Origin of the sequence: Paenibacillus sp. GYB003 (assembly GCF_036577625.1) — a bacterium.
In the GTDB taxonomy this organism is placed as follows: Bacteria; Bacillota; Bacilli; order Paenibacillales; family NBRC-103111; genus Paenibacillus_AB.
The window spans coordinates 56,524-70,313 of record NZ_JARBDC010000057.1 but is presented as its reverse complement, the minus strand read 5'-3'; the positions used below and the strand labels follow the sequence as shown (position 1 = coordinate 70,313).

Annotated in this window: 14 protein-coding genes; 4 read left to right on the top strand and 10 right to left on the bottom strand. The window is 57.4% G+C overall.

The genetic code is table 11. The features are described 5' to 3' along the window. Complete coding sequence (locus PV407_RS29595; protein WP_442951681.1) at positions 1-84, top strand: IS3 family transposase; 84 nt, start codon at positions 1-3, stop codon at positions 82-84. A 1,408-nt stretch (positions 85-1,492) separates the two neighbouring features. Here the strand turns inward: PV407_RS29595 and PV407_RS19040 are convergent. The 4 genes from PV407_RS19040 to PV407_RS19025 are packed head-to-tail and all read right to left on the bottom strand — an operon-like array spanning position 1,493 to position 2,225. Continuing rightward, positions 1,493-1,666 carry a hypothetical protein gene (locus PV407_RS19040; protein WP_332091549.1) on the bottom strand — a complete coding sequence of 58 codons (174 nt, stop codon included), beginning with the start codon at positions 1,664-1,666 and terminating at the stop codon, positions 1,493-1,495. 48 nt (positions 1,667-1,714) lie between these two features. Beyond that, a complete protein-coding gene (locus tag PV407_RS19035) occupies positions 1,715-1,864 on the bottom strand; it encodes a hypothetical protein (RefSeq protein WP_332091547.1) in 150 nt (49 codons plus the stop codon). A 21-nt stretch (positions 1,865-1,885) separates the two neighbouring features. Beyond that, entirely contained in the window at positions 1,886-2,038 is a 153-nt protein-coding gene (locus PV407_RS19030; protein ID WP_332091546.1) for a hypothetical protein, read from the bottom strand. A 19-nt stretch (positions 2,039-2,057) separates the two neighbouring features. Continuing rightward, positions 2,058-2,225 (bottom strand): hypothetical protein, encoded by a 168-nt coding sequence (locus tag PV407_RS19025; RefSeq protein ID WP_332091545.1) that lies wholly within the window; start codon positions 2,223-2,225, stop codon positions 2,058-2,060. Positions 2,226-2,414: 189 nt separating this feature from the next. Here PV407_RS19025 and PV407_RS19020 point away from each other — a divergent pair, with 189 nt between their 5' ends. The 3 genes from PV407_RS19020 to PV407_RS19010 all read left to right on the top strand — a co-directional run bounded on the left by PV407_RS19020 (position 2,415) and on the right by PV407_RS19010 (position 5,578). Next, positions 2,415-2,897, top strand: coding sequence for a hypothetical protein (locus PV407_RS19020; RefSeq protein ID WP_332091544.1), 483 nt, complete (start codon positions 2,415-2,417; stop codon positions 2,895-2,897). A gap of 98 nt (positions 2,898-2,995) precedes the next feature. Continuing rightward, positions 2,996-4,663, top strand: coding sequence for a thiamine pyrophosphate-binding protein (locus PV407_RS19015; protein ID WP_332091543.1), 1,668 nt, complete (start codon positions 2,996-2,998; stop codon positions 4,661-4,663). A 12-nt stretch (positions 4,664-4,675) separates the two neighbouring features. Next, complete coding sequence (locus PV407_RS19010) at positions 4,676-5,578, top strand: SDR family oxidoreductase (RefSeq protein ID WP_332091542.1); 903 nt, start codon at positions 4,676-4,678, stop codon at positions 5,576-5,578. A gap of 99 nt (positions 5,579-5,677) precedes the next feature. On the opposite strand, the gene PV407_RS19005 is transcribed toward PV407_RS19010, so the two are convergent. The 6 genes from PV407_RS19005 to PV407_RS18980 form a co-directional block, all read right to left on the bottom strand. Then, positions 5,678-6,076: a DUF1801 domain-containing protein gene (locus tag PV407_RS19005; protein ID WP_332091541.1), complete on the bottom strand. Its 399-nt coding sequence runs from the start codon at positions 6,074-6,076 to the stop codon at positions 5,678-5,680. Between the two features lie 200 nt (positions 6,077-6,276). Continuing rightward, the gene (locus tag PV407_RS19000) at positions 6,277-8,007 is read right to left on the bottom strand and encodes a PQQ-dependent sugar dehydrogenase (protein WP_332091540.1); all 1,731 of its coding nucleotides are present in this window, start codon (positions 8,005-8,007) and stop codon (positions 6,277-6,279) included. A gap of 135 nt (positions 8,008-8,142) precedes the next feature. Continuing rightward, positions 8,143-9,039, bottom strand: a complete 897-nt coding sequence (locus PV407_RS18995) for a carbohydrate ABC transporter permease (RefSeq protein ID WP_332091539.1) — start codon at positions 9,037-9,039, stop codon at positions 8,143-8,145. Positions 9,040-9,054: 15 nt separating this feature from the next. Beyond that, positions 9,055-10,005, bottom strand: coding sequence for an ABC transporter permease (locus tag PV407_RS18990; protein WP_332091538.1), 951 nt, complete (start codon positions 10,003-10,005; stop codon positions 9,055-9,057). Between the two features lie 80 nt (positions 10,006-10,085). Beyond that, positions 10,086-11,678, bottom strand: a complete 1,593-nt coding sequence (locus PV407_RS18985; protein WP_332091537.1) for an ABC transporter substrate-binding protein — start codon at positions 11,676-11,678, stop codon at positions 10,086-10,088. Further along, complete coding sequence (locus tag PV407_RS18980; protein ID WP_332091536.1) at positions 11,656-13,659, bottom strand: hypothetical protein; 2,004 nt, start codon at positions 13,657-13,659, stop codon at positions 11,656-11,658. Before PV407_RS18980 ends, PV407_RS18985 begins: the two co-directional genes overlap by 23 nt. Positions 13,660-13,790: the final 131 nt, after the last annotated feature.

The window sequence follows — 13,790 nt, the reverse complement described above, 5'->3', positions numbered from 1 at the left end:
ATAGAGTTTTATAACCATGAACGCTTTCAGAAAAAACTCGGCGACCGCTCTCCGGTTGAGTACCGAATGGCGATCGCCGTATAAATTAACCTCTTTTTTTACTGTCTACTTGACGGGGGTAAGACCAATAGGGAGCCCTTTTTTATTATTAGTGAACTTGGACTCCGCATTAATAAAATGGTGGTCAGTATTTTAGAGAAACGGGCAAAAACCGCAAAAACAGCGCACTCAAGTTCACTAATACGATACTTAGGTTCATTCGTTTGCCCGATCGGCTCGTATAGGGAGCAGCCGATCCAATTGGGTGCCATCAGGCTTGATCTTCAGTATGCTTATGAAAAGCCGTCCGGAAAACGTCCGGACGGTTCTTTGGCGTGCAAACCGTTGCGCTTGATCTTTCGGAGGGAACGAAGCTTGGACTCCGGCCGCCGGTGAAGTCGCGTTTTTGACTAGATTCGATCTTAGGGCTACAACACGACTCCAAAGACGTCCGTAAACGTTTCGGCTTCCCTGCTCCTTTTGAGCTTCCGCGAGGCGCCTTCTGCATTGCCTCCTCTAGTTTCAAACATGCGGCTTACGAACCGAGTGATCGTTATCGGAGCCAATGCGGCGGTTTGGATTTGTAATGAACCCCAGTAACGTTATTTCCCGCAAATCGGATCGTTTTCTTCATGTTTCAGCTCAATAATGATGCACAGATTCGTTAGCCTTGAAGAACGATCGTTTTTCCGCCCATAAGCATCGTAAAGTTCGTTAGCCACCGATCGGGTCCGCCCGGTTGCCGCGGCTGCCATAAACGTACTACTGTAGAGAAACAAAAGAAATAAGTCCCCGACGTTGGCCATAGGGACACGGTTACGGTTACGGGTACGGGTACGGGTTCGGGTTCGGTTATGGGTACGGGTTCGGGTTCGGTTACGGGTACGGGTTCGGGTTCGGGTTCGGACACCGTCTCCGGAACAGATAGCCGCACTTCGCTCCGGCATGGGTGTCTTAACGAGTACATCCTTGTTTTAGCGTAGCTTGTTCTTGGCAAAGTATGTCGCTCGTTCGCTTAGTGCTTTAGCGAAGTTAAATGTAGATAAGAGAAAAAACCGTCAGAACCGACGGTTTTTTCTGCGCAATCCGATACTTTTGCCCGTCGAAACGGCAGCGGAGCGGGAAGCGAACTGGAAATGCTCCCGCTAATTTCGATAGATTTCCCGTTCCCGGACAAAACAACGGGAAATTGTCCCGCTACATTCGTTCATAGCGTGCTTTTCGCCGACACAACGCCATTTTTAACCGGAGCTTCTCCCGGTAATTCGGAACGACGCCACTAGGTGAGCGAGTTAGCTGGAGGTTTTCCCGTTCGTTCGATTTCTCCGACCCGGCAGCATAAGGATACGCCGGACGTCAGACGAAAGGCTCCACTCGCTAAAAAAGACGGCGAGGCGCCGTCTTTTTTCGTACCCGGAACTTAATGTCAGGACTCGTCCGAGAGCCGGGCGGATTAAGCCTCGAAGCCGTCTTCGGTTTCCGAATCCTGCTCCCGGCTGGCGGCGATCACGCGACGATCCGCTTCGCTCCCGCCCTGAATTTGCTCGGCCGCTTCCGCTTGCTGCTCCAGCTGCTCGGCGATTTGGCCGATGCCGTGCGCTTCCTGATGCTGTCTGCTTTTTGCCATCGTCGATCGTCTCCTTCTTTCGGTTGCGGAACGCCGCGAACCGGATTGTCACCCTTTTTGCTCCAGCAGCCATTCCTCGTAGCATTCGCTGCACAGCAGCTCCAGCCGATCTTCAGTGCCGTCTTCGGCGTATACGGTTATGCTGTGCACCGGGGCCGATTCTTTTTCGCAATAATAGCAGTTATGCGACATGGTCATGCCTCTTCCTCGCCGTTCGGTTTATTTCACTTCGATCTTGGAATTGTCCAGCTTGCGATTATGCTTTGCATGAACCGGACCTTCGAGCCGAATATCGGTTTCGTTCGCCGCGCCATCGGGACGATCGTTTCGCTCAAGCTGCCGGTTGGTCGATGGTTTCGTCGGTTTGTTCATAAGATGGGCTCCTCCGGATTCATTGGCCTTCCAGATCTTGTTTTTCGATATGTCCTTTAATGGCGGCCATGGCGTCTTCCTCTTCGCTTTCGATCGGATCGGCGCCGTCTTCCGCGATCATGCGGCTGTCGTACGGGTCGTTGTTCATCTTGACGGGGGCGAATACTTCATTTTCGTTTTCCGGCATGCCAAAGCTCCCTTCAAAAATCGGTTATTTTTTTGAAGTACCGGATTAGTATTTGTACGCGCACGCTCGTTATTCGAATCCAATTTGTGCCAATTGCTCGTGCGGGTCGAACGGAACGCATTTTTCCTGTATTTTGCCGTTGTTTCGCCCGCTTTTGCGATATACGGTGGAAGCAAAGGAGGGAGCGCGATGGTTCAAACCTGGAGGATCCGCCGAAAATGGCGAACGGGACGGCTGCGCGTATGGCGGAAACGGCTGCTGCGCCAAATGGAGCTGATGTCCCGCCGGCTTCCGATTCGCATCCGCTGCTCGCTTCGTTTATCGTGGGGGCCGTTTTACGGGGGCTCCGTTCGCATCGATCGAAAGTGCACGAGAGCGACGATATATATTCAAATCCCTTACGACCGGTTCCTGACGGCGGACGAACGCGACGTTTTGTCCGCATACGAGCTGGGCAAAAGCGCGCTGCCTTATTTTATTTTTTTTCATGAATGCTACCATTTGATCGATGCGCTGGCCGATTTTCGACGGAGCGGCGATTTGGCGGCGTATCGGGACGCGCTGGCCGGCGCGGTACGACGGTCCGCGAATTACCGCAGTCTACCGGTCGAAGCGTGCGCGGACGAATATGCATATCGGCAGTACGCGGAAATGCGGGCCGCAGCGGGATAACGGCTCCCCCGCTCGTCGTCGGCGTCTTGTTCGGCTGCAAATAATCGTAGGTTCGATTTGCCATACTAAAGGAAATGCGAATGGGAAAGGATCGACACATGACCACGATGCAGGCCGCGAATATTCCCGGCTCCGATCGATCGGCAGCTCGCCGTCCGCCCGCTCCCCGATCGGTCGCCCAAGCGATCGCGGAGCAGCTCGAGCTTTGGGGAGCGAAACGAATATACGGCGTCGCGGGAGACGCCATATTCGGACTGATGGACGCTTTGGCCGGGCAAAAAACGATCGAGTTCGTCTCGGTCAAGCACGAATCCGCTGCCGCGATGATGGCTTCGGCGGAGGCGAAGCTGACGGGACGGATCGCCGTCTGCATGGCGCAGGCGGGACCCGGTCTGACCAATCTCGTTACCGGATTGGGCGACGCCTATTTGGATCATGCCCCGGTGCTCGCCATAACCGGGCAAGCGCCGTTGAACAAAATCGGCACGCCCTACAAGCAGTTCATCAATCAGCAGCAATTGATGCAGGCCGTGTCGTCTTACACCCAAATGGTCGCACATCCGGACGCGGCAATCGAATCGTTAACGCAGGCGATGACCGTATCGTCGATTCATCGCACCGTCTCGCATCTGTCGGTCCCGTCCGACGTGTTCGGCATGCCGACGGCGGCGCCGACGCAAGGGCCTATCCTTGTGCCGGCTCCGGCCTCCGATCGGAACGATTTGCGGCGCGCTTTGCTGGCCATGCGGTCGGCGAAGCGGCCGTTCCTGGCTGCGGGAAGCGGGGCGCGACCCGCCCGGGAGCTTATCGGGCAATTGGCGGACCGATGGGGCAGCGCCGTCGCGTACGGCTACGGGGCGGCAGGCCTCGTGCCGGATTCGCATCCGCTGCTTGTGAACGGACTCGGCGAAGGCGGCAATCCATTTTTGCCGGAGCTGTACCGGGAAGCGGACGTCGTTTTGGCTGTGGAAACGGCGGCGTGGCCGGACGAGCTCGTTTCGGATCGCGCGCTGGTCATTCGGCTGACGGATCGTCCGGACCGGGCGGCTCCTTCCGTTTACGACATCGGAATCGTCGGTCACCCGGCGGACGTTTTGCGGCAATGGCTTGAAGGCTTGAACGGGTACGAGCCGAATGCGCAATGGATCCGGCAGGTGGAGCAGTGCAGGCGGTCGTTTGCCGAGCAAAACGAAAAAGAGCGGAATGTCGTCGCGACCCCGCTTCACCCCGCCTCGATCGTTCGAGCCGTGGAGCGATTCATCTCTGAGGACGCGATCGTCGCCTTGGATGAAGGCGATTTGACGTTATGGTTTTTGCGGGGCTTCCGGGCGAAGCGCCATGAAATCGTGCTGTCCGACCGATGGCGGACGATGGGATTCGGTTTGCCGGCGGCGATGGCTGCGAAATTTTGCTTTCCGGGGCGGCAGGTCGTTTGTTTGACGGGGGACGGCGGACTCGGGATGGTGCTCGCCGACCTGATTACGGCCGCGCGGTATAAGCTTCCGATTATCGTCGTCGTGTTCAATAACGGCACCTTGCAGATGGAGCATGACAAAATGCGGATGAAGGGGCTTCGGCCGGAAGGCGTCGCGATCTCGAATCCGGATTTCGTTCAAGTCGCGAAAGCGTGCGGCTGGAACGGAGTTCGCATCGCGACGGTCGGTCAACTGGAGGACGCGCTGCTTGCCGCGCGGGACGGCGACAAGCCGGTATTGCTGGACGTGCAGACCGCGCAGGTCCCGCATCCCGATTTTATTCCAACATAAGGAGAACGATCGATGACAACGACGACAACGCAGCATCCGAATCCGACGGATCCGGCGCTTCGCCCGGTTCCCCCGTATCCGCAGCAAAGTCAGGAACGTCAGCCCGGGATCGAATCGCTCATGAGCCCGAAGCCGGTTTTCGATAATCCGAATTACATCGGCAGCGGAAAACTGAAGGACAGGGCGGCGATCGTAACCGGAGGTGACAGCGGACAAGGCCGCGCAATCGCGATCGCTTTCGCCAAGGAGGGCGCCGACGTCGCCATCGTCTATTTGAACGAGCATGAAGACGCGGAGCTGACGAAGCAGGTCGTGGAACAAAAAGGAAGACGCTGCCTGTCGATCGCCGGCGATATCGGCAGCGAATCGTTTTGTGCCGGCGTCGTAGAGCAGACGATCCGGCATTTCGGCAAGCTCGATATCCTGGTCAACAACGCGGCCGAGCAGCATGTCCAAAGCCGCCTGGAAAACATTACGGCCGAACAAATGGAGCGTACGTTCCGAACGAACTTCTACTCCGTGTTCCATTTGACCAAAGCGGCGTTGCCCCACATGAAGCGCGGCGGAACGATCATTAACGCCGCTTCGCTTACCGCCTACGAAGGCAACGAACAGCTGATCGATTATTCCGCGACGAAAGGGGCGATCGTCGCCTTTACCCGTTCGTTGTCCAAATCGCTGCACGGCAGAGGCATTCGCGTCAACGGCGTCGTCCCCGGGACGATATGGACGCCGCTCATACCGGCATCGTTCCCGGCGGAGCAAGTCGCCGGCTGGGGCGCCAAAACGCCGATGAAGCGCGCGGGGCAGCCCTACGAAGTCGCGCCCGCTTACGTTTATTTGGCTTCCGACGACTCCTCGTACGTATCCGGGCAGTTCATTCACGTGACCGGCGGAGTGGTTACGAACGGGTAACGTCCTGGCTGCATTCGGTCATATCCGCGGAATCGGAACCCGGCGGTCGTATCGGGTACGAATGACGGCCGCCATTTCCTGCCGCGCATCGCAAGTCGATTATACGGCCGCCGCTTCCAGCCATTTCGCCACCACTACAGCAAGCTGATCCTTCTTCGCTTCCACGTCGGCCATATCGGCGAAGACGACGGTCGCGCGATCGTCGGTCACCCAGTCCAGAAGCCCCGTCCCGTCTTCGAACAAACGCCCCTGCCCCTGCCGTTTCTTCGCCTTGGCCCCGCAATGAAAGACGAGCCGGATCGGTCCGGCCCCCCGCAAATGAAACGTGATCCGGTCGTCGCCGTTATGGCAAAAGCTCGGCGCATTCCATTTGATATGCTCCGTAATCGAATTGTCGGCGCTTAAAATGACGTTTCGCACCGCTTCGATTTCTTGTTTTAAAGGATGGTCCAGCTTGTTCAAATAGTCGAGCACCTGCTGCTGACCGGACAGCTTCATGAGTTCGCAGCCCCCTTCGGCATGGCGGGATACGTTCGCGGCGTTCCCGTTTCGATGTACTTCGTCCATTATACCGCGTAACATGCGACGAAGCTTCTTCTCGATTGCCGAATTGCCGGGTCGCTCATTTCGTCGGAAGCAGCCGTTGCCGTTTTCCCGTTTGTAACGGTCGCCGCACCGCCCGCCATCGAGAACAAATGCTATCGGCTCCGGACGATGCGCCACAAGCTGCCGGTACCGGGCTGCGGCTTCGACAGCATGCCGAAATCGACCACGTACAGCTCGTCGCCGCGCGGGCCGAATTTGGCCGCGACGGGGCGAATCGGGCCTGCCGTGTTCGTCTCCCCTTTCCGGTTGACCAGAAAATCGAATATTTGGCCCGTTGCCGGATCGGCGCGGACGACCTTGTACCCGGTCAGCTTCTCCCCCGGCTCGGAGCGGCTGGCGCCCAGCTGCGCGACGTAAATGTCGCCAGGCCGGCCGAACGCCTCGTTCGTACAAAAATCGAATTTGTGCGAAGCGCTGTGCGGCTGAAACCGGACGAGCGGCTGACCGGCGAGCTCGGGGTGGCGTTTCAGCAAAAACGTAGGCTTCGCCTGATCGTACATATGGAAATGGGGCTGCGTTGCGGGCAGTCCGCTGAAAAAGTCCGGAAACCCGTACCAGCCGCCCGGAGCGATTTCCCAAAAGTTGTCCCAGTCCTGCCGAATTTGCCGGCTTCCCCGGGGGTCCGCCCCGTTATCCGTAATGTACATGTTTCCGTTGAACGGCGAAAATTTGAGACCGAACGGATTGCGCAGTCCGTGCGCGACCACGCGCAAATCGCTGCCGTCCGGATTGCAGCTGTAGATGACGCCGTTTGCAAGCAAGCTGCCGCCGATCGTTTCCCCGTCGCGGCTCGGCACGCCGACTGGCTTGTATGCGCCGGTCACGACCGGTTCCCGCTGCTCGGACAGCGGATTCGGCGAAATGAAATTTATGCCGTTCAACACGGTATCGGCGGCGGGTACGTCGTGAAATCCCGGATGAAGCTTCAGCCAGGCGGCGTTATCCGTGCCGATTACGGCGGAATTGGTGGCGGTTCCGACGGAAAAATACAGCCTGCCGTCGGGTCCGACCTCCACGTCGCCCGTAAAATGGTCGCCGCATGTCCGAAGTCCGGTAACGATCGTCTCGCGGCGGCCGTCGGCGTAAACCTTCGTAATTTGACCGCAGCCTTTTCCGTGCTCCTCGCCGATCGCGCCCTCCGCCACGTAAAAGTCACCGTTTCGCCATACGATTCCGGTAACGGGCCCGCCGAAGCCGCCTGCCACCTCGGTCGTCGAGCCGCCCTCTTCAATTCGCAGCACCCTGCCTTTTCCGGGCGGGGTGCCGTACGCGTATCCCGATTCCGTCACATACCGGTTTCCTTGGTCATCGAAAGCGATCTCCGTCGGGAACGTCAATCCGGAGGCGACCCGCTCGAGACGAAAGCCCGGCTCCAATATGTAATCCGGCTTCGCTTCCTCGCTTTGGCGCCGCTTGCCCGCCTGCACCGCCTGCTTCAACTGCATGAGCGCATTCACTTGTTCCGTCTGACTGTCGACAAGCGAATGCAAGCCCGGAACGTACGGCGTTCCCGACAAAAAATAATCCTTCAGGCTCTCGTACTCGTGCAGCAATTGGTATTCCCGGTCCAGCAGCTCGTCGACGGCGTCCGCAAACGGACGGTACTGCACCCTGGCGCGTCCGGTCGGCATATCGACGCCGTGCGCGCCGGCCAGCTTTTCGAGCTCGCGGATTTGCCGTTCTTGAGCCAGGGCAAGTCCGGCGATCGTCGGACGCAAGTTCGGAAACGGGTTGTCCCGTTCCAATATGCGATACAAGTTCGTATGAACCCATTCCCAGCGAAGCTGCTTCCGAATCATTTCCCGAGGTACGTAACCCCTCATGCTTCGACAACCTCCCCCTCCGCTTTTCGCAGCGCAGCGCATCGCCACATCCTATTCCGTCCCCGTTGTCCGTTATGTCTGCCAAATGTCGGCGGCGACCGGCCGAGCGTTTCCGGCTCTCCCCGCTTTCGGGGTTTACCCTTTCAGCGATCCCATCATAACGCCTTTTACGAAATATTTTTGAATAAACGGATACACGCACAAAATCGGCGCGGTCGCCACCATGATCGTGGCGGCCCGGATAATGTCCGGCGTCACCAGGTTTTGCGGCTTGGACGGATCGTAATTATCGTATTCCTGAAATTGCGGCGAGCCTTCGATAATAATTTTGCGCAATACGTTGCCTAGCACCGCCTTGTCGGGGGACTGAATGTACAACAGCGAGTCGAACCAGGCGTTCCAATGCGAGACCGCATACCAGAGCGAAATCGTCGCGACGATCGGCATCGAAACGGGGAGCACGATAAAGAACAGGATGCGGATGTCGTGCGCACCGTCGATTTTGGCGGATTCCTCGATTTCTTCCGGCAGCGACATGAAAAAGTTGCGTACGATGATCATCGTGAACGCCGCGATCAATCCGGGCAGAATGAGCGACATCCGATTGTCGAGCAGGCCGAGCTCTTTGATCAACAAGTAGTTCGGGATAAGCCCGCCGCTGAAAAACATCGTGAACACGATAAACGACGTATAACCGTTTCGGTTCGGCAAATGCCGTTTGGCCAGCGGATACGCGCAAAGAACGGTAAACAGCACGTTCATGGCCGTCCCGAGCACCGTCCGGAACAGCGTATTGCCGTAACCGGTCCATATCATTTTGTTGGAAAAGACGATTTTGTACGCCTCCAGCGTCGTCTCCTTCGGCCACAGCTTCAGGCCGTATTGATTGGCGGCGGCCGGGGTGCTGAACGAAACGACGATGACGTTAATGAACGGATAGACGGCCGAAAAGGCGAACAACGATAACAGGACGACGTTGAACAGGTCGAACGTTCGTTCCAATGCCGACTTTTTGCCGACGGTCATGGTCATGTCCGGGCTTCCTCCTTACCAGATTCCGTAATCGCTGAACCGTTTCACGATCAAATTGGTGATCAGGATGAGCGCGAAAGCGATCACGGTCGTAAATAAGCCCGACGCCGTCGCGAGGCCGTACTCCATCTCCTTGATCCCGAGCCGATACGTATACGTGCTGAGCACGTCGCCCACTTCGTAGACGGATTCGTTGTAAAAGTTGAAGATTTGATCGAAATCGTCCGAAATGATGCCGCCGACGGCGAAGATGAACATGATCGTAATAACCGGAACGAGCGAAGGAAGCGTAATATGCAGCGTTTGCTTCCAGCGGCTCGCCCCGTCGACGACCGCCGCCTCGTATAAGGACGGGTCCACGTTGGAGAGCGCCGCCAAGTAAATGATCGACCCCCAGCCTACGCCTTTCCAAACTTCGGTTCCGACAAGCAGCGTCCGAAACCAGGACTGATCGCCGAAGAAAAAAATCGGCTCGAGCCCGAGCGACGAAATGAAATAATTGACGACTCCGCGAGTCGGCGAAAAGATCTCCATAAAGACGCCGGCCAGCACGACCCAGGACAGGAAGTGCGGCAAATAGCTCAGCGTCTGGACGATTTTTTTGAATACGATGACGCGAAGCTCGTTCAACAGCAGGGCCAGAACGATCGGTGCCGGAAAGCCGAATACGAGCTTGTACAGGCTCAATATAATCGTGTTCCGGAACGCGCGCGGGAAATCCCGGCCCGAGAACAGCTCGCGAAAGTTGTCCAATCCGTTCCACGGGCTGCCGAAAATGCCGTCCACGATCCGATAGTCTTTAAATGCGAGAATAATGCCGTACATCGGCAAATATTTGAACACGAAAAAAAAGATCAGGCACGGGAACAGCATGTAAAACAAATAACGGTTTTTCCAATACGCCTTCAACAGACTTGCCGTTTTGCCCGGTCCGTCGGCCCGTTCCCGGGTCGTGACGCCGCTCATGACGTTCGCTCCTTCCTGAATGAAAAGAAGGAAACGGCCAATAAAGATCCGTCGGCCGCTTCCCCGATTCTCGAATCGGCTTATTTCAACGACTGATACCATTCGTTCGCTTCTTTGGTCAATTGGTCGCCGCCGTCCTTCTTCCACTGCTCGACGAATTTGTCGAAGTCGTCCAGCGGCTTGTCGCCGTTAATAATGGCCGCGTACGTTTCCCGCTGAAATTTTTCCACCAAGTTTTTGTAATATTTCGATTCGGACGGCAGCGGGGCTTTGAGCGCATTGGCGATCGATCCTTTCTCGTACTTGAACAGCTTGTCCGTCGCTTCGCGATCTTCCGGCTTCGACCATCTTTCGGCGAATTCCGGCTGGGCGAACGGCGTGAACGTAATATGCAGGCCGAGCTTCGCTTGCGCGTCGTTTTTGCTGTATTCGTCTTTCATTTTCGGCTGCAGTCCGTTCATGACGTACGTTTGGTCGAGCGTGCCGAATTTGGCTTTCATGAACAAGTCGTAATCGCCGTAGAGGGCGTCCCAAATTTGCATGATCCGGTGCTTGAGTTCCGGGTCTTTCGCGTCTTTGCCGAACGCCATGTAGACGGAGCCCGTCATCCCCGGAGCGGGAACGCCCGCTTTCCCGTCCGGACCTTTGACCGGCTTGCCGTAAGCGATCCGGGCTTTCGGGTTCGTCTCGGCGAGCAGCTTCACGTTGTCGCCGCCGGGAAAGCTTTTCTCCGGAATGGCCGGCGCCCAGTGATAGTAGGCCCCGTGGGACGACAAGCCGATTTTGCCGTTGACGAAATCGTTCGACACCGCCCAGTAGCCGCCCGTATTTTCGCCGTTCGGAAGCACCCATTCGGGGCTGATCAGATCGTCCTTCTTCATTTGCCGCAGCACCTCGAGCGCCTTTTTCGCTTCCGGCGTTATGCCGCTCCAGACGAGCTTGCCGTCGCGCTCGGTCCAAAATTCCGGATAAATGCCGAAGGCGCCGTACACTTGCTGCATGCCGGTTTTGGACATGCCGTACGTATCCTTTTTTCCGTTGCCGTCCGGGTCGTCGTTTCGGAACCGGATCATCGCTTCCTTCAGCTCGTCGAGCGTTTCGGGCACTTTCGCGATGCCCGTTTTATCGAGCCAATCTTTCCTCCAGGCGACCGCCCATCCGTATACGCCGTCGGTATTCAAGCTCGGGATGCCCATATATTCGCCTTTGCGCTTCACATATTTCCATGCTTGCGGATCGTATTTGTCGACCAGCCTTTTGTAATTCGGCATATACTTGACAAGCTCTTCGTCGGTGAACGTTACGGCAACGCCTTGATCGACGAATTTGGCCAAATCGGCTCCGTTGTACACGGTCATGAAGTCGGGAAATTCGCCCGCGGCCATTTTGGCGCCCAACAGCTCCTCCCGCTTCGTCACGTCCAAATACCAAATGTTGAATTTGACGTTGAACGTTTCTTCCAGCAGCTTTTTGCTGGCCGAGCTCTCGTCGACCGGACCGTATTGGTACGTCAGCCAATCGATCGTAAGCGTTTTCTTGCCATTGCCGCTCTCGGCCTGCCGCGTATCGGCATCCGCGCCGTCCCCTCCTTTCTTGCTGCATGCCGCCAAACCGGCGGCAACGACGACCGCCAACGCCCCGGTCGTCAGCCTACTCCATTTTCCGCGGATCATAGAAACCCTCCCCATAAGGCTTTATACGAAACAGCAGCTCCGCCAAGCTTGACGAAGCCGCTCCGTTCCCCCAATCGAAAATCGCGAACTCGCCGACGATGCCGTCGTCCGAATCGCCCCCGTGATGGGCGTTCTCCATCTCGAAGCCGTAATCCCGTTCGCCGAAGAAAGGATGCTTCCGTTCGTACAGCTGCCGAACCTCCGGATTTTCCGGGCAATACATCATATAAAACGACGCTTTCATCGCCCAAAGTCCGCGTTCGGCGTATTCGCGCTTGCCGGTTATGCCGTAATAGCCGAAATACGTCAACGCGAACAAGCTTTGCCTGGCGTCGTTCCATTCGTCGTCCGAATTCATGACGCCGAAACCGCCGAGCGCGGGAATGCTCATATAGGCCGGGTTCCATACGGACTGGTACAAGGATAACTCGGACAGCGCCTTTTCCCCGTCGGCCAAATAATCGGCTTTGCCCGTGACGGCGTACAGCTCCTTGAACGCTTCGGCCGTCCAATACATCGAGAACGTGCACTGGTTGTACAAGCCGCTGCGGGCGTCCTTCGCCCCTTCGCGTTTGCCTTCCCATTCGGCCGCGCACGACCAATACGTCTCGAAGTCTTCCCAGCGTCCTTCCGGCATCGCAACTTTACGCACAAACGCCATCGCTTTCTCCGCCGCGGCCAAATAAACGGAATTGCCCGTAATCGCATACAGCCGGGCCAGCAGCAAAGCGTGCATCGACGTCTCCGGGCTGTGCCGCAAAACGGCCGATATGTCCCCCGTCGCCGGATGAATCCACGCCGGGAAGCTTCCCGATTCGTCCTGCAGCGAGAGCAGCCGTTCGGCATAAGCTTGCGCGTACTCCAGCAAACGCGTGTCCGCCTCGATATCCCGGTACCATTTCAACATCCATAGGCATGTCCACGACATGTCGAGCAGATGCGCATACTCGTCATGCCCCGGAGGACGCCGGTCCGAAAATCCCCATCGGCCGTTCTCCCACTTGCCTTGATCGTCCGCCGCGAACACCGAAGGAAACAAGCCGTTGTTGAGGGGAGCCGCCAAAGCAAATTGCTTCGCCAAATTCGCGCGCCGAACGAGGTCGGCATCCCGTCTGGCTTCCCCCCACAGCCTATAGCCGTACGCGCTTCGCAAACTGCAAAACCACGCCTGGTTCCATATGCTTTTCCGCTCGCGCCAACGGACTTCCATGCCCAGTCCCGGCGCTTGTCGCGCCCGGACGATAAAGACGCAGCCTCCGACCGCCTTGCCATCCAGTTCGAACTCGTGCCAGACCAGGTCGCCCCACCTCCGAAACGCCCAGTCGTACGCGTGCGTCACATAGGGCTCCAGCTCCCGCAACGCCTCCGATACGGCCGGCCCGATCGCTTCCGCGCCGGCGGGCAAGGCGGCGTCCGGACGGGCGAAGGCGCCCCACAGCCAGCTGCCGACCGGAGTCAGCGTCCGTCTGCCGCCGGCGCCGTCCCACAAGACGATATAAAACCGGAACAGCTCCCGGCCGGGATGAACCGGAAAACGACGATTCGTCAGCCGATGGTACACATGACCGTGCTTTTCGTAATGCGCCAGCCCGTAGAACAGCTCCCGTTCGCGCAGCACATAATCCATCACGTGCGGAATTTGTCGGCGTTTCCCGAGATGGCGAAGATCGGGAATGAGGGCGAATAGGGCCGCGCCGCGTTCGAATATAACGGCCGGGGAGCGAAACACGCTGTCGCCGATGACCATGCCGTCTTGCGGACACAAATGCGGCTTCCATACGAGCTTCGCCTCCGGATCCACTTTCATGCGCAGCCATACTCGATCCGCTTCCCCGGGCGGACCGTTCCATCGGACCGAGACGATCGCCGAACGGCTTTCCCCTCGTCCGGCATCGGTCGAATCCGTCCAAGTGACGGACAGCTCGTCTTGGCCGACCGTCTCCAGCAAGCCGGCGGCCCAATCGGGCATCCGATTCTGCATGGGATCCCTCCTTTCGCGGGTAGGTTACCCCTATGCTAATCGAAATGTTCCTCGGTGGATTTAGCCCGCATTAGCAAGATTTTAACAGTTGTTGCGAAAAGCTCGGCATTTCGGTTAACCGGTATTGCGAT